This is a genomic window from Caballeronia sp. HLA56 (genome assembly GCF_054655155.1).
Genome location: NZ_BAAHOB010000001.1, coordinates 1177283 through 1192392, shown reverse-complemented (window position 1 = coordinate 1192392; position 15110 = coordinate 1177283). Strand labels below are relative to the sequence as shown.

Below are 15110 nucleotides of genomic sequence, written 5' to 3'. Positions count from 1 at the left end.
TTTATTCGTTCGGTTGCGGCTTGGGCAGTCCCCAGGTCGGCGAAATGCGCCAGATCGCGAACGGCAGCGAATGCGGATTGAGCCGCACATGCTGGCGCCGTCCGCGCCATTCGAACCGATCGCCCGTGACTTGATCCTCCACGGCGATCGCATCCCATTCGTTGACGCCCCAGCGTTCGAGCGTCTGCCACGGCAGTTCGATATCCGCGCCCTGTTCGTTGAACGGATCGAGGTTGATCGCGACGAGCACCACGTTGTCGCGCGACTCGTTCGCCTTTTCGAAGAACAGGATCTTGTCGTTATGCGCGGGCAGGAAGTTCACGCCGAGATGCGTCTGCAACGCTGGATTCGCGCGGCGGATGCGATTGAGCGCCGTCACTTCGGTGACGATATTGCCGGGCCGGTTCCAGTCCCACGCGCGCAGCTGATACTTCTCGGAGTCGAGATATTCCTCGCTGTTCGGCAGCGCGGCCGCCTCGCACAGTTCGAAGCCGCTATATACGCCCCAGAGCCCGGAGAGCGTTGCCGCCAGCGCCGCGCGGATCACGAAGCCCGGACGTCCCGAGCTCTGCAAGAAGCGTGGGTTGATGTCCGGCGTGTTGACGAAAAAATTCGGCCGGAAAAATTCCTTTGCATCGGTCTGCGTGAGATCGTGCATGTACTCGATGAAATCGCGCTTCGACTCGCGCCACGTGAAGTACGTGTACGACTGCGAGAAGCCGAGTTTCGCCAGACGGTTCATCACGCGCGGACGCGTGAAGGCTTCGGCGAGGAAGATCACGTCGGGGTGACGCGCACGCACGTCGCCGATCACCCATTCCCAGAATGGGAACGGCTTGGTATGCGGGTTATCGATCCGGAAAATGCGCACGCCCGCCGCAATCCAGTGCAGGAACACGTCGCGCAGCCCAAGCCAAAGATTGGGCTTGGCGTCCTGCGCATAAAAGTCCGGATTCACGATGTCCTGATACTTCTTAGGCGGATTCTCCGCATAACGCAGCGTGCCGTCCGGACGCCATGCGAACCACGTCGGATGCTCCTTCAGCCACGGGTGATCCGGCGAGCATTGCACGGCGAAGTCGAGCGCGATCTCGAGGCCGTGTTCATGCGCGGCGTCGAGCATGCGCTTGAAGTCGTCGAGATTGCCCAGTTCCGGATGCACCGCCGTGTGTCCGCCTTCCTTGCCGCCGATAGCGTAAGGGCTGCCGACATCGCCCGGCTCGGCCGTCAGCGAATTGTTCTTGCCCTTGCGGTTGGCAATGCCGATAGGATGAATCGGCGGAAAATAGAGCACGTCGAAACCCATCTCGCGGATGCGCGGCATCTTGCCGATCACGTCGATGAACGTGCCGTGACGATTCACGTCGTCGCTCATCGAACGCGGGAAGATCTCGTACCAACTTGCGAAGCGGGCCGCCGCGCGCTCCGAGTCGATGCGATACACCACCGGGTCGCGCGACAGAAACGGCCGGTGACGCGCCGCCGCGATGGCCTTGGCGGTTGCGGGCGCGAGCGCGAGTTCGAGCTTGCGCGCGGCATCGGCCTTGGCGAATTCCTTGACGATCTTCTCCAGCGGCGCGCTATCCGACTCCTCGACCGTCTTCACTTCGGCGAGGATCAGCGCGAACAGATGCCGCACTTCCTCTAGTTCGAGTTCGACGGTTTGCCCGGCCTTCAGCTTCTTCGACATGTGGTCGGTGAGCGAGGCGAAATCGTCGCGCCATGCCATCACGACGAATTCGTGACGGCCCACGCGTTCGAGCGGAATGCGCGTGGTCCACAAGTCGTTGCCAAGCGGGAGCACGGCGGTCATCGGCGCTTCGTGCCATTCGGTTTCGTCGGCGGCACGCCATTGCACGGCGGCGGCGATCTTGTCGTGACCTTCGGCGAAGATCGCGGCCTGAATCTGCACGGCTTCGCCCACGATATGCTTTGCCGGAAAGCGCCCGTTATCGACCGAAGGCGTGACGCTTTCGATAGACACCCGCGGCGCGGAGATCGCTTCGGCCACCGACTTTTTATCGGCGCTCTTCGCGCCTCGCTTGACCTGCGGCTGCGCGAGCAGGATGAACGGCTCGGCTTCGGCGCGGAACAAGCGTACATCGCCCGCTTTCAGGGTGAACGGCAAGAGACGTTCGGGCTTCGCCTTGGCGTCGTCGAGCGGCGCGAAACGCGTGTAATTGCCCGGCACCGATTCGAGCAGATGCAAGGTCTCGACATGCACCGGCGCGACGAGATCGGGATTGAAGATCGCGAGAATCGCCGAATCGCTGCGGCGCAAGTCCGCGCTGTCGGAGCGAATCAACGCGGCGTAGGGCGTGCCCGCGCCGGTCAGCGCGCGCAATTCGCCGACGCTTTCGAGCGTGCCGGTATCGCGCTGCAATGCGTTCGCGCGCTTGACCTGACTCGACAGGTCGAAGCGCGCTTCGCTTTTCGCGCGCTGATATTCCGCCGCGACGCCGTATTGCGGCGACATCGGCAAGGGTACACCGTATTCGAAGCCCATCGGCACGAGCAGACCGGTGCCAAGCGCGGTCGCGGTAAAGAGCGAGCGGTTATAGGCGCGTTCGACGAGCGCGGTATCGCTGGTATCGCTCAATTCGCTGATGAGACGCGCGCCGTACGGCTCCTCCGGAAACGTGATCGGCGATGCAATGCGCGCGAGCGCCGCGTGTTCGTCCGTGAGCCACGCGCTGCGATAGTCCCACCAGCGCGTGGAGGCGAAGACCGCGTCGAAGCCGGCGTCGCTCAGTCCATGCAGATCGTGACGCGTGAGGCCGACCGTCCATGCGAGCCAACGGGTTTGCGGATGTTTCTCGCGCACTGCCGCGCCCAGACGCCGCCACACGTGCGCGGGCACCGCATGCGGCGAGTCGAAGCGAAAGCCGCCAACGCCCGCGTCCGCGAGCAGACACAATTCCTTCGCCCACCACTCGGTCAGATGATGCGCCGCCTCGCCATCGCCGAACCTTGCCTGCGCGACATCGCGCTGACTGGGCGCGCGACGCGGATCGAGCCGCGCATCCGCGCTCTCGAACGGCTCGAACCAATGCTTGTTGTCCTGATAAAGACCGCCTTCGGCACTGACGCGGTCGATCACGATATCGACGAGCAAGGTCAGCTTGTGCTTCGTGGCGATATCGGCGAGCTGGCGCAGACCGTCCGCCGCGCTCGCGTCGGATTCAAAAACAGCGTGAAGTTGATGATGATCGGCAACTGCCTCGCGATGCCCGTTGCTTCCGGGCGCGAACGGCGAGCCGATCAGGACGTGATCGAAGCCCAGCGCCGCTGCGTGCTCGAACTGAGCTGGCCAGTTCGGCAAGGGGCCGACGAGAAGGGGATCGATGAAGTAGATACGAGGCGCATACGCATGATGAGCTTGATGGTTTTCCATCGTTCGTCTTTTCCAGAGTCGTCCTGCGGTGGCGGGGATGCGGGCTTTGAATCGCGATCACGCTCACGGGCCAAACTGGCAACGCGTCGGTCCATATATCACGAGGCGTGTCGTTTGTGCACGCGTCACGGGCCAAGACGTATCGACACATGGATAACACAGTACCGCCGGTATCGACACTGGCCCGCGTCGCGTATCGCGAGGCACCGGCGCGAGAGTGCATCTCGCCGGTGGGCGCCACGGCCCCCCAAGAGTTTCCTTCGGGGCTTCGCATGGGGGGGTGGAGCACGTAGCGTGCCGCGCCCCGAATGCCATTGCGTCTGACGTGACGACGCTGCCGTGCAATAGCTTCGAGGCTTGGGCTCAGGCAGTGCGCGCGACGAGGCGCTCGGCTGTCTCGAGAATGGCCGGATGCACGGCTTGCGAAGCGGCATCGGCAATACGGCGGGTACGCAAGGCGGTCTTGCTCGGCTTGAGGCCGCTGAGATCGACATAGAGTGCAACCATCTTCGCCACGGCTTCGCGCCAGCCGAAGTCGCACGACATGGCGTTGCGCTGAAGTTCGCGCCAGGTCTGCGGGCGCATGTAGGCGTCGATGGCGCGGCTCGCGGCCTGCACGACATCTTCCGCGGATTCGCCTTCGAAGAGGAAGCCCGTCGGCGCCGCCGACGTTTCCTCGATGGCGATCGGCGTGTCGTATGTGCCGTCGCGCAGATAGACTGTTTCGCGCACGGCGGCTTCGGCGGCGTCGACGATGGTATCCGCCAGACCGCCCACGCGCGACGCGACGGGCAGGGTGCCATAGCGCATCGCGTAGAGTTGCGTGAGGCCGCAAGGCTCGAAGCGGCTGCCATGCAGGAGAATGTCCGCGCCCGCGTGCAGTGCATGCGCGCGCCGCTCGTCATAGCCGATCCGCACGCCCACGCGATCCGGAAACTCTTGCGCAAGCCGCCTGAAACCTTTCTCGATGTGCGATTCGCCCTTGCCGATCACCGCGAGTTGCAGACGCGGATGCTTTTCGAGCAGACGCGGCAGTGCGTCGAGCACGACATCGGCGAGCTTTTGACCGGTCATGCGGCTGCCGATTGCCATCAGCGGCGCGAACGGATCGACCGGCAGGCCGAACATGCGCTGCAAGGTCCGCTTGCAAGCGTGCTTGCCGCGCATATCGTCGAAGGAATAGTTGCGCTCGATCAGGGGATCGCTAGCCGGATTCCACGTCTCTTCGTCGATGCCGTTCACCACGCCCGACAGCTTGTCCTTACAGCTTTGCAGCACGCCTTCCATCAGATGGCCGAAGCGCGGCGTCAGAATTTCGCGCGCGTAGGTTTCGCTGACGGTCGTCACTTTGTCGCTATGGACGATGCCGGCTTTCATCAGACTGAGCGCGCCATAGAACTCGATGCTTTGCGGATCGGTCAACGCATTTGCCAGCCACTTTTGCGGCACGCCGAGCGACGCACCAAGCGAGAGCGCGTAATTGCCCTGGAATGCCAGATTGTGGATCGTAAATACGCTTTTCGCGTGCACGCCCGCATCTTTCATCAAGAGCGGCGTGAGGCCGGTGTGCCAGTCGTGCGCATGGACGATATCGGGTTTTTTCACGCCCTTGATACCCTGCGCAATACGCACGGCGGCGGCCGAAAGCGTCGCGAAGCGCACGGCGTTGTCGGGATAATCGCGGCCTTGCGCGTCCTGATACAGACCCGTGCGGGCGTAGAGCGCGTCGCAGCGCAGCATCAAAACCGGCACGCCGGTGTCGGGCATGCGGCCACGTATGAGCGTCGCGTCGCCACCAGGCAAGCCTGTGAGCACCGCGACGCGGACGAGATCGGTCGCCTGGGCGATGGCGTTTGGATAAGCGGGCAGGAGAATGGTGGCATCGACGCCGGCTTCACGCAGCGCGGCGGCGTAAGCGCTGACCATGTCGCCGAGACCGCCGGTTTTGGCGAGTGGCACGGCCTCGGAGGCGACCAGCAGAACGTTCAAGGGCAAAGTGGGCTCCAGTGCGGAAGTCGCGTGGCGATGGCCTCGCGCTCTTCGATGCCAGAGCGGGATACCGGGCCGCGCATTCGCGGTGCTGATCAGGGTTTCTATCTAATTCACTGGCGCAGTGCAGCAATCGCCGTGCCATGCGCGCACGAAACGTGTGCGTATGGCCACGATCATTTCCGCCTTTGTCGCGAATGAGCAGACTTAAAGGTGCCCGAAGCCCTGGATTTCGAGCCGTGTAAAAGTGACAGCGCCGCGCGCCGCGTTTTTACATGCGGCGTACCGTCAGCTTATTTGGAAGGTGTGACAGTCGCGTTGCGCGGATGCGTTCAGCCGCCGACCATGCTCGCCGCGATATTGACCGAGAGGCCGAGCACCGCGAGATTGAAGAAGAACGAAAGCACCGATTGCGCGAGCGCCGTCTTGCGCGCGCTCTTCGAGCAGACGACGACATCGGAAGTCTGCGATGCCACCGCAATGGTGAAGGAGAAGTACAGCAAGTCCCAGTAGTCCGGCTTCAGATGCCGGTCGGGAAATCGGAGCGCGGGTTCGCCTTCGGTCGAGCGATAGTAGTGGCGCGCATAGTGCAGCGTGAACATCGTCGGGATGAGGAACCACGCGCCGAGCATGGTCGCGCCCGTCAGCAAATACTTCGGCAGCCCATGCGAGCCCATGCTCTTTGCCGCCGATAGTTCCACGACGATGGCAACCAGACTCGCCAGCGCCGCGACGCTCACGATCATCAGCACGGCGGCCGCGTTTTCGTCTTCGCGCTCGGCGAGTTGCTGCACGTTGCTCTGGTCCGCGGTCGCCATCTGTATCCAGATGAGCAGCAGATAAAGCCACACGGCCGTGTCCCAGCCAATCAGGACGCGTACGGTCGGCGTGACGTCGAGGGGAATCAGCGCGCTGACCGATATGCCGACCAGAAGGCCGATCAGGGCGCGCGGGCGGTTGCGCAAAACGGTTGGGAGAATGATCATTGTCTTTTTGCGTTGGCGTGAGCGCGGGCGACTTTCGCAGCGATTATTGCCGACGCGCCTTTCAGCCAGCCTTGGGTGACGCAGATTCCGGGAACCGGTATTCCAACCGTCATTTGCGTGATGAAAGCGACCCACGCCGCACACGCCCCGTTTAACTGACGCTAAGATCGCTCGAATGAATGGTCCTACTTTACCTGCCGTTTGCCGGCACCCAGCCAACGAGACTGGCCGCGATTTCGTGGTCGGCGACCTGCACGGCTGCGTGGACGCGCTGCGCTATCTCCTGCGCGAGATAGGCTTCGACGGCGCCCGCGACCGGCTGTTCTCGGTCGGCGATCTGATCGATCGCGGCACGGATTCGCTCGCCGCCATCGACCTGATCGACAAGCCGTGGTTCTATCCGGTGATGGGCAATCACGAGGAATCGCTGATCGCGGTCGCGACCGGCACCATGCGCCGCGAGGCGTGGTATGCCATTGGCGGGGCGTGGGCGCAGACGCTCGGGCACGATCAGCTCGAAGCGCTCGCGATTCGTTTGGCGAGGCTGCCGCTCGTGCGAATAGTCGGCAGCGGGGCGCGGCGCTTCAACGTGCTGCACGCGGAATTTTTCGGCAGCGACGCCGATCTCGACACCGCCGATTTCTCCGACCAGGCACGTACCGACATGCTTTGGGGCCGCGGTCTGGCGCTCGGCAGCGTGGACCCGGCGCGCCAGCGCGGACTTTCGCCCACGTACTGCGGACACACGCCGCAGCGCGTGGTCAAGCAAGTCGGCGCGCAGATCTTTATCGATACCGGCGCGTTCGCATCGGAAGGGCGGTTGACCATCGTCCAGCCGGGCACCGATGAACGCTGGTCGGTCAAAGAGCGCTGGGCCGCCTCCGAAGGCGCGCGGGAGCTGGCGCTGCCCTGATCGCGCACGTGCCCGAGGCACGCACGTTGCTCGATAGCCTGCCATCAACATGAGCAGACAAGCGAGGCAGACGTGGCGCAGATTGCGAAAAGTAATGAAGCAGGCGGCGGCGCGAGCGTCGCCGAAGTGCTTACGGGCAGCGGCGCGCAAGGCTGTCCCGAAGATCTGCCGCCCGGACTTCGGTATGTGGACGATTCGCGTCGCGGCTACACGCGCGAATGGATCGACGGCAAATTTGCCTTCTTCAACACGCAGGGCAAGCGTATCGACGATGAAGCGGAGATCCGCCGCATCAACGCACTGGCCATTCCGCCCGCTTACATCGATGTCTGGATCTGTCCGGACGCGCACGGCCACTTGCAAGCCACCGGCCGCGATGCGCGCGGTCGCAAGCAATATCGCTATCACCCGCAATGGCGCGAAACGCGCGATGCCACCAAATACGAGCGCATGCTCGCGTTCAGCGCGGTGCTGCCTAAGCTGCGCGCCCGCGTCACGCGCGATCTTGCCCTCGACGGCATGCCGCGCGACAAGGTGCTCGCGACGGTCGTGCGCTTGCTCGATACGACGCTCGTGCGCGTTGGCAGCGAGGAATATGCGCGGGAAAACCAGTCGTATGGACTGACGACGCTGCTCAAGCGCCATTTGAAGGTATCGTCGGGGACGCTGCGCTTCCGGTTTCGCGGCAAGAGCGGGATCGAGCACGACGTTTCCGTCAGCGATGCGCGCGTGGCCAAGATCGTGAAGCGCTGCATGGATTTGCCGGGGCAAGACCTTTTCCAATATCTCGATGCCGATGGCGAGCGCCACGCGGTGAGTTCATCAGATATCAACGATTATCTGCGCGAGATCACCGGCGCGGATTTCACGGCGAAGGACTATCGCACGTGGGCCGGCAGCGTGTTCGCGCTCGCGGCGCTGCGGCGGCTGCAATGGGAAACGGTGACGGAGGCGCGCAAGCACATCGTCGGGACCATCAAGGAAGTGTCGCAACTGCTGCGCAATACGCCAGCGGTGTGCCGCAAGTGCTATGTGCATCCGGCGGTGATCGAGGCGTTCGAAGCGGGCGAACTGGCGGAATCGATGCCGGCATCGCGTCGCCATGGCCTCAAGACCGACGAAGCTGCGCTTGCCATCTTCCTCGAAAAGGATGCGAAGCGTCGCGCCCGCGAAGCCGCGCGCAAAAACCGCAAGGGTACCGTTCCGAAAGATGCGCGGCTGACCAACCTTCTCGCCGAATCGAGCAAAAAGGCGCGTGCCGGCGGTTTGAAGGCGAGCGGCAAGAGCGCGGCGGCGCAAGCGGTCTCTACCGTAGCGCGCAAGACTCGGCCGAAAGCGGCGCGGCCGGCCGCGAAGAAGCTAGCGCGTACGCGGTCGCCGGCCGCCGTGGCGATGAGTTGATTCGCTAGCCCACTTGATTCAACTCGAACACATAGTCGATTGTCTCGCCGTTCCAGTTGTATTCCAGGTACGCCGCGTGATGACAGTCGCGCAGCATCGTGGTGTGCAGCGCGGCGAGGCATTCGCCCTGCGTATCCCGCACGGACGGATACGCAATGCCCGGCACGCCCGCCGCCCGGATAGCGCGTCCGAGCGCCTTGCCGGGCGCGTAGTCGTCTGGATCAAGGATGCGCGCGTCGAGTCCCGCTTCCGCGATGCGATTTCCACGCAGATCGACCACTTCGCCATGCGCGATCACCGTGTACAGGCGCATCTGCTGACGAAGCGGCGCTTCCTTGGTCGCCGCGAGAAATAGCCCCGAGTGATAGCGCGTCTCCGCGATAGCCGTTTGCCGTTCGCGTCCGCAATAGAACACGCCGTAGCTGCCGTCGGAAAAGCGGCTGCCATTAGGGTTCAGATGCGTGAACGCGGCCATGATCGGCCCGCAGCCCGGCCCGAAGCAGCGCTCGTCGGGCGGAACGAGATCGAGATCGCCGACTTCGGTACGCAGGCGGTCGTTGGTCATCGCTTCCAGCGCGTAGAGCGCTTCGAAGTCTTCCGGACGCGCGACGCGATCGAACAGATTGACGGCGGGAAACCGCGTGGGAATTACCCGATACGCCGGCGACCAGTCCAGTTCGCCGTGCGGCCAGCGTGTACGCCAGTCCGCGGCTTGAATCACATCCTTGTTTTCGATCACGCCCATCCGCCTCGCATCGCATCCAGATATTGCCGAACCGCCAGAAGGTCGCTGATATTGCCCGCCAGCATGCGAGCAAGCGCAGGTCTGCCGCCGAACGGCGGCGCGGTATTGGGGCGTTTGATCCAGGTATCGGCGGCGGCCGGCTCAGGAAGCAGAATCTGCAGCGCCTTGTAGATGCCGAGAATCAGCGAAAGGCGTTCGAGTGTGTCGCGCGTGAGCCGCGCCGAGTCGGGCGCGTTCTTCCATTTGAAGAAGGTCGAGCGGCCCGGCGAACCGAGCAAAACGATCTGCTCTTCGTTGGATAGCGACCAGTCCCGCGCGATGTTCAAAAAAGCGCGCAGACCGGCAGCGGATAGCTCGCCCAAGCCGGGAGCCAGACGCGGCGGCGGAAGCCCACTCTCCGGCGAGGCGATGCGTGCAGCAGATGGCATTATCTTTGAGTCTCTAAAGGAACTTGAGACTCATAATAGTCCATTTCTGGATTAGTACAAGGCGTTTTTAGTCTTCGTCCGATGGACCGTAGCACCGGCCGGGCACGTGCGACCGTAGTGTTTCAGCCAATTCGGAGGCGGTGCAGTCGGCCGGAACCACCCGGCGCTGCACGCGCGGATCGCTTTTCAGCGACCATTCGATCGTCCGATACGCCGTTCCCCACGGCGGTTCGACCGGCTCCGACAGGCGGCATTCCTGAAGCTTGAGCGCGGACTGCTTGCGCATCGTCGATGCAATGTTGGCAAATGACTGACGCGCGGCGTTATTGGCGGGCATGGCACATTCCTCATCTGATCGGCTCGTCGCCTAACGGTTTAAGGCGGCGCTGGTTGGGCGCGATTGGAGTTTGTGCGTCGAAAATTAAGCGCGGCTTAACGCGAATGCTTGTCGACATGCACGCGGCGAAATGCCGCCTTCAAACGTGAGAAACGGCGGCCGCGCGCCGGTCAAGCGATGTTTGGCATTTTTGCCACGCCGTGTGCGGAGTGTTTTGCATCCCGCCGGGTTACTGTATATTCGTACAGCTTGTCCGCAACAAGGAGTTTGCCGATGAACCCACGCAACGAGTCGCTCGAAGCCGCCGCGCTCGAACGTTTCATGCGCGCGACACGCGCCGTCAACGCGGCTTTCGACGCCACTCGCGTCGAACCGGACGACGAACACGACGGCCAGTTCGCCGCCCGCGCGCTCGACCGACTGGACGCCGCGCTGCTGGAACTGGACACTTCCGAGCGGTCGCTCGACGCCATCCTCTCGCGCAGAGCGGATCACTAATTCACGGAGCGGACCTCTTGAAGCTCGCATTGCTTACCATCGCTGTCTTGCTCGGTTCATCCACGGCTATTGCTGCCGAGCGTTACACGGAAGTCTGGAATCCGCCCGAGGTCCAGACCACGAAATCCAAGAACAAGGCGCGTGTGCCGACGCAGAACACCGCGCAGAGCACGGCGAAGAAGAAACGCAAAGGCGCCACGGCCGTCAAGCAGGTGGCGGATAAAGGCACGGTCGAATCGGCGGGTGCTGCGGCTGTTCCAAGCAGGCCGTCGGCGTCATCGTCATCGCGCAAGCCGGCAGAACCCGTGATTCCGCGCAAGATCGAACCAAACGGACAGGTCATGCGGGTTTGAACGCGGGTTCTAATCGCGGGTTTGAGTGCGGGTTTAAATCGATTCGCTACAAAAGCAAAGGGGCGCTCAACATTGGTTGAGCGCCCCTTTTGTTTTGCGGTCTGTCTCGAACTTTGTTTGCAAACCGTTCAGGCGGTTATATGCGACCCATGAGCAACAGCACGATGACCACGATCAGCACGATGCCCAAGATACCGCTCGGCCCGTAACCCCAGCTACGGCTGTGCGGCCACGACGGGATTGCGCCCACCAGCAGCAAGATCAGGATAATCAGCAGTATGGTTCCGATCGTCATTTTGTCTTCTCCTTATCGAAAGATCGCCTTGAACCGGCCCCGCCATGGTCTCCCACGCAGCGACACGTCGAGTGGCGGCTTTCGGCCGCCAGCCGGTCGGGTTGCGATCGACGAGTGGTGTATAGCAATAGCTGTGCCGCAGCGGCTCAGGCTTATGGATAAAGGCTAGGCGCGCAATCGAACGGTTGCGCGGTTAAAGCGGATTGTCGAAAAGGGAGTCGATGCAGATGGGGGTGGGCAAAACTTGCACGGCGCGGATCGGACTCTGCGCCGTGCAATTGCGTGGGATGCGGAAGGGATGCAAAACGGATGCGAAACGAACGCTTAGAAGATACCGCGGAAGGCCCAGAAAAGTCCGCCCGCGAGGATGATCGACACCGGCAAGGTCAGCACCCAAGCCAGCGCGAGACTACGCACGGTGCGCCATTGAAGACCGGAGCCGTTCGCGGCCATCGTGCCCGCGACGCCCGACGACAGCACGTGTGTCGTGCTCACCGGCAAGCCGTAAACGTCGGCGGCGCCGATGGTCAGCATCGCGACCAGTTCCGCCGAAGCGCCTTGTCCATATGTCAGATGCGTCTTGCCGATACGCTCGCCCACCGTCACCACGATGCGCTTCCAGCCGACCATCGTGCCAAGCCCGAGCGCGACGGCCACCGCAACCTTCACCCAGGTCGGGATGAACTTGGTGGCGTGATCGATCTGCGCCTTGTAGTTGGCGAGCACGGCGGAATCGTCATTCGTGAAGGCCGGCGCTTTTTGCTTTTCCATCAGACGCAGCGCTTCCGATGCCACGTACATGTCGTTACGCACGTTGCGCACCGTTCCCTGCGGCAAATTGGCGATGGTTTCGCTCGGACGCACTTTCGCATCAATGGAATCGATCAGATTTTTCAGCGACGGAACCGTGTCTGGCGCAAGCGTCTTCGTCTGCACGTAATGCTCGACGGCGCCGCGTGAATCCGTGGCGGCAGGCTTGCCATCGGCGTAACGCTGCAGCACTTCGGATGCGTTGTGGCTAACCGAGAGGAAGGTCTGCGTTTCCTCGGCCGTGACGGCCTTGTTGAGCGCGTAGGCGGTCGGCACCGTGCCGATCAGAATCAGCATGATGAGGCCCATGCCTTTCTGGCCGTCGTTGGAGCCGTGCGCGAACGAAACGCCCGTGCAGGTGAGAATCAGCAGGCAGCGAATCCAGAAGGGCGGCGGCGTGTTCTTTTCCGGTTCCTTGTAGAGCGCGGGCACGCGCACGACCAGCTTCATCACGTAGAGCAAAAAGCCCGCGGCGATAAAGCCGACCAGCGGCGAAAGCAGCAGCGACTTTCCGACCGAGGTCGCTTGTGCCCAATCGACGCCCGACGTTCCGTTCGCGCCGTGCAGCATCTGGTTCATCAGCCCGACGCCGATCACGGAGCCGATCAGCGTATGCGAACTGGACGACGGCAAGCCGAGCGCCCACGTGCCGAGGTTCCAGATGATCGCCGCGATCAGGAGTGCAAAGACCATCGCGAAGCCCTGCGAGCTCCCCACGCCGATGATCAATTCCACCGGCAGCAGTTGCAGGATACCGAAGGCCACCGCGCCGCTCGAGACCAGCACGCCGACGAAGTTCCACGCGCCGGACCAGACGACAGCCAGATTCGGCGTCAGCGAATGCGTGTAGATGACGGTGGCGACGGCGTTCGCGGTATCGTGAAAGCCATTGACGAACTCAAAACCGAGCGCGATCAAAAGCGCAATGCCAAGCAAGATGTACGGAAACGCTGACGATTCGCGCACGGGCGAGAGGTCTTCGAAAAGATGCGTGACGCAATAAACGGCGCCTGCCGCGATGGCGATTAGAAAGAGCAGCAGGGCGAGCCGTTGCCCGGTGGTGCGGCCCTGACGGCCTGTAGAAAGAGCAAAGTCGTTCATGTCGCGTCCTTGGCTTGAGCGGGGCTTGCGCGAATCGGTGAAAGCGCAATGCGCCATGGTTCACTCGCCGTGTGTCGATTTCGTGACTGCGAGAATGATTGGCATTCGTATGAATTGAAACGGCTTTCTGACCTATCGTTCGTGGCCGTGTACGCGCGCCGATATAATGCGCAACGCGATGCGGGAGGCAATCGATGAACGAAACAGCATCCTCCGCCACAGCCGATTCATTGGCAGTTGGTGGCGCTGTCTGGCTGCAAAGCGGCGACGCGACTCTTGGCGGCGCGGCGCGTATTGCGCTGCTCGCGGCGATTCGCGATAACGGATCGATCACGGCGGCGGCAAAGGCCGTCGGCATGAGCTACAAGGCGGCCTGGGATGCGGTCGACACCATGAACAATCTCGCTGGCGAGCCACTCGTGATTACCGCGAGCGGTGGGCGGGGCGGAGGCGGAACCACATTGACATCGGCGGCGCGGCGTCTCATCGAGACCTACCAAGCGGTCGAACGCGAACATCGCAAGTTTCTTCAACAAGCGGGCATGGCTATGGAAGGCTTCGCCCGCGACTGGCAACTCATAGGGAGACTAGGAATGAAAACGAGTGCACGCAATCAACTGGCGGGGAAAGTCACCAAAGTCACGCGCGGTGCGGTGAACGACGAAATCGAACTGGGCTTGCCGGGTGGACAGACGATCGTTGCCGTGGTTACGCACGAAAGCACCGAATCGCTCGGTCTCAAGGAAGGCAGCGAAGCGTTCGCGCTCATCAAGGCGTCGTGGGTCATGCTGATGGAAGACGCGCCCGCGAAGATTTCGGCACGCAATCAGTTGCGTGGCACGGTGGCGAGTGTGACGAAGGGCGCCGTGAACGCCGAAGTGACATTGACGCTGGACGACGCAACCACGGTGACCGCGATCATCACGAACCGCAGCGCCGATACACTTGGCCTCGCAGAAGGTCAGAAAGCCGTTGCAGTGATCAAGGCTTCCAGCGTGATCATTGGTGTGAACGACTGAGGCTTGCAGAGAGTGCGGCTGCTCAGGCGGCCGCTCAAGCAACCGCGAACGGCACCGCCAGCGCCTCGGTCCGACGCGCTGGAATTCGATAGTTTTGCACTTTCCAGCGTGCCCGGATATACGGCCGCTCGTGGCCGGACAGTTCCAGCGCGATCTGCGTGATCCACTGCTGAGTAGGCACCGGCACGCCATGCAACGCGATCACGACCGCAGCCAGGCTCGCCGCGACCGGTCCCGGTAATAGCGTTTTCGCCGCTTGCGCCCGCCACGCGATGCACGCGAAAGCAACGGCCACCACTGCGCCAAGCAAACCTCCCGCGACCACTTCCGAGATCGAATGCGCGTTCAGCACGACACGCGACACGCCCACCATTACACCGATAACAAGTCCCAGCACGATCGCTGTGACGCGCAACGACGCGCGCATCGACAACGCGGCGACGAATAGCGCAACCGGCAGTACAGCCGTCGACATCAACGCATGACCGCTGATGCCGGTGAAATCCAGATCGCGCACGCCGATTCCCCAACCGATAAACGCGATCTTGCTCAACGCCACGAGTCCGCTGGCAACACCGAGCAACCCGAGCCACGCGCACGCGTATTTCCATCGGTAGCCGACGGCGAGCCACGCCGCAACCACGACCGCCAACGGCGCCATGACGCCGACGCTGCCGAAAGCGGTAACGAAAAACCAGGTTGAGGCTGATGGAACAAGGTTCATTTGCAGAGCTTGGGAATAGAGGTTGCTGCAGTGCGACATGAAGCGTGCATCTCGCACCGGCTGTCACGACTGCGTGGAGAAGACCTTGGAGTATACCTGCTGGGACAATCCCTAATT

14 protein-coding genes are annotated in these 15110 nt (G+C 62.6%); 5 read left to right on the top strand and 9 right to left on the bottom strand.

The window, feature by feature from the left end; translation table 11 throughout:
* Nucleotide 1 precedes the first annotated feature (1 nt).
* The 3 genes from ACYQ47_RS05495 to ACYQ47_RS05485 form a co-directional block, all read right to left on the bottom strand.
* Entirely contained in the window at nucleotides 2-3394 is a 3393-nt protein-coding gene (locus ACYQ47_RS05495) for a maltotransferase domain-containing protein (protein WP_459904700.1), read from the bottom strand.
* A gap of 363 nt (nucleotides 3395-3757) precedes the next feature.
* Nucleotides 3758-5389 carry a glycogen synthase GlgA gene (glgA, locus tag ACYQ47_RS05490; protein ID WP_459904699.1) on the bottom strand — a complete coding sequence of 544 codons (1632 nt, stop codon included), beginning with the start codon at nucleotides 5387-5389 and terminating at the stop codon, nucleotides 3758-3760.
* Nucleotides 5390-5715: 326 nt separating this feature from the next.
* Entirely contained in the window at nucleotides 5716-6369 is a 654-nt protein-coding gene (locus ACYQ47_RS05485) for a DUF1345 domain-containing protein (RefSeq protein WP_244829153.1), read from the bottom strand.
* Between the two features lie 175 nt (nucleotides 6370-6544).
* Between ACYQ47_RS05485 and ACYQ47_RS05480 the strand changes: the two genes are divergently transcribed.
* Together ACYQ47_RS05480 and ACYQ47_RS05475 are read left to right on the top strand one after the other, a co-directional pair.
* Nucleotides 6545-7282 carry a metallophosphoesterase gene (locus tag ACYQ47_RS05480; RefSeq protein ID WP_250466501.1) on the top strand — a complete coding sequence of 246 codons (738 nt, stop codon included), beginning with the start codon at nucleotides 6545-6547 and terminating at the stop codon, nucleotides 7280-7282.
* A 72-nt stretch (nucleotides 7283-7354) separates the two neighbouring features.
* Entirely contained in the window at nucleotides 7355-8683 is a 1329-nt protein-coding gene (locus ACYQ47_RS05475; RefSeq protein ID WP_459904698.1) for a DNA topoisomerase IB, read from the top strand.
* A gap of 4 nt (nucleotides 8684-8687) precedes the next feature.
* Here ACYQ47_RS05475 and ACYQ47_RS05470 read toward each other — a convergent pair whose 3' ends face one another.
* The 3 genes from ACYQ47_RS05470 to ACYQ47_RS05460 all read right to left on the bottom strand — a co-directional run bounded on the left by ACYQ47_RS05470 (nucleotide 8688) and on the right by ACYQ47_RS05460 (nucleotide 10193).
* The gene (locus ACYQ47_RS05470; RefSeq protein WP_459904839.1) at nucleotides 8688-9419 is read right to left on the bottom strand and encodes an RES family NAD+ phosphorylase; all 732 of its coding nucleotides are present in this window, start codon (nucleotides 9417-9419) and stop codon (nucleotides 8688-8690) included.
* Nucleotides 9419-9856 carry an MbcA/ParS/Xre antitoxin family protein gene (locus ACYQ47_RS05465; RefSeq protein ID WP_459904697.1) on the bottom strand — a complete coding sequence of 146 codons (438 nt, stop codon included), beginning with the start codon at nucleotides 9854-9856 and terminating at the stop codon, nucleotides 9419-9421. Before ACYQ47_RS05465 ends, ACYQ47_RS05470 begins: the two co-directional genes overlap by 1 nt.
* 67 nt (nucleotides 9857-9923) lie before the next feature.
* Complete coding sequence (locus ACYQ47_RS05460; RefSeq protein WP_250493125.1) at nucleotides 9924-10193, bottom strand: DUF2866 domain-containing protein; 270 nt, start codon at nucleotides 10191-10193, stop codon at nucleotides 9924-9926.
* Between the two features lie 273 nt (nucleotides 10194-10466).
* Here ACYQ47_RS05460 and ACYQ47_RS05455 point away from each other — a divergent pair, with 273 nt between their 5' ends.
* A complete protein-coding gene (locus ACYQ47_RS05455; protein ID WP_250526549.1) occupies nucleotides 10467-10691 on the top strand; it encodes a hypothetical protein in 225 nt (74 codons plus the stop codon).
* Between the two features lie 17 nt (nucleotides 10692-10708).
* Entirely contained in the window at nucleotides 10709-11044 is a 336-nt protein-coding gene (locus ACYQ47_RS05450) for a hypothetical protein (RefSeq protein WP_250466505.1), read from the top strand.
* 136 nt (nucleotides 11045-11180) lie between these two features.
* Here the strand turns inward: ACYQ47_RS05450 and ACYQ47_RS05445 are convergent, their stop codons facing one another.
* Complete coding sequence (locus tag ACYQ47_RS05445) at nucleotides 11181-11339, bottom strand: DUF3309 family protein (protein WP_244829161.1); 159 nt, start codon at nucleotides 11337-11339, stop codon at nucleotides 11181-11183.
* A gap of 324 nt (nucleotides 11340-11663) precedes the next feature.
* Nucleotides 11664-13250, bottom strand: coding sequence for an inorganic phosphate transporter (locus tag ACYQ47_RS05440; RefSeq protein WP_459904696.1), 1587 nt, complete (start codon nucleotides 13248-13250; stop codon nucleotides 11664-11666).
* Between the two features lie 194 nt (nucleotides 13251-13444).
* Here ACYQ47_RS05440 and ACYQ47_RS05435 point away from each other — a divergent pair, with 194 nt between their 5' ends.
* Nucleotides 13445-14269, top strand: a complete 825-nt coding sequence (locus ACYQ47_RS05435) for a TOBE domain-containing protein (RefSeq protein WP_459904695.1) — start codon at nucleotides 13445-13447, stop codon at nucleotides 14267-14269.
* Between the two features lie 34 nt (nucleotides 14270-14303).
* On the opposite strand, the gene ACYQ47_RS05430 is transcribed toward ACYQ47_RS05435, so the two are convergent.
* The gene (locus tag ACYQ47_RS05430) at nucleotides 14304-14993 is read right to left on the bottom strand and encodes a phosphatase PAP2 family protein (RefSeq protein WP_459904694.1); all 690 of its coding nucleotides are present in this window, start codon (nucleotides 14991-14993) and stop codon (nucleotides 14304-14306) included.
* Nucleotides 14994-15110: the final 117 nt, after the last annotated feature.

Coding starts and splice junctions, on each gene's coding strand:
- ACYQ47_RS05495 (WP_459904700.1), bottom strand. CDS start 3,394: ATGGAAAACCATCAAGCTCATCATGCGTATGCGCCTCGTATCTACTTC.
- ACYQ47_RS05485 (WP_244829153.1), bottom strand. CDS start 6,369: ATGATCATTCTCCCAACCGTTTTGCGCAACCGCCCGCGCGCCCTGATC.
- ACYQ47_RS05480 (WP_250466501.1), top strand. CDS start 6,545: ATGAATGGTCCTACTTTACCTGCCGTTTGCCGGCACCCAGCCAACGAG.
- ACYQ47_RS05465 (WP_459904697.1), bottom strand. CDS start 9,856: ATGCCATCTGCTGCACGCATCGCCTCGCCGGAGAGTGGGCTTCCGCCG.
- ACYQ47_RS05460 (WP_250493125.1), bottom strand. CDS start 10,193: ATGCCCGCCAATAACGCCGCGCGTCAGTCATTTGCCAACATTGCATCG.
- ACYQ47_RS05455 (WP_250526549.1), top strand. CDS start 10,467: ATGAACCCACGCAACGAGTCGCTCGAAGCCGCCGCGCTCGAACGTTTC.
- ACYQ47_RS05445 (WP_244829161.1), bottom strand. CDS start 11,339: ATGACGATCGGAACCATACTGCTGATTATCCTGATCTTGCTGCTGGTG.
- ACYQ47_RS05440 (WP_459904696.1), bottom strand. CDS start 13,250: ATGAACGACTTTGCTCTTTCTACAGGCCGTCAGGGCCGCACCACCGGG.
- ACYQ47_RS05435 (WP_459904695.1), top strand. CDS start 13,445: ATGAACGAAACAGCATCCTCCGCCACAGCCGATTCATTGGCAGTTGGT.
- ACYQ47_RS05430 (WP_459904694.1), bottom strand. CDS start 14,993: ATGAACCTTGTTCCATCAGCCTCAACCTGGTTTTTCGTTACCGCTTTC.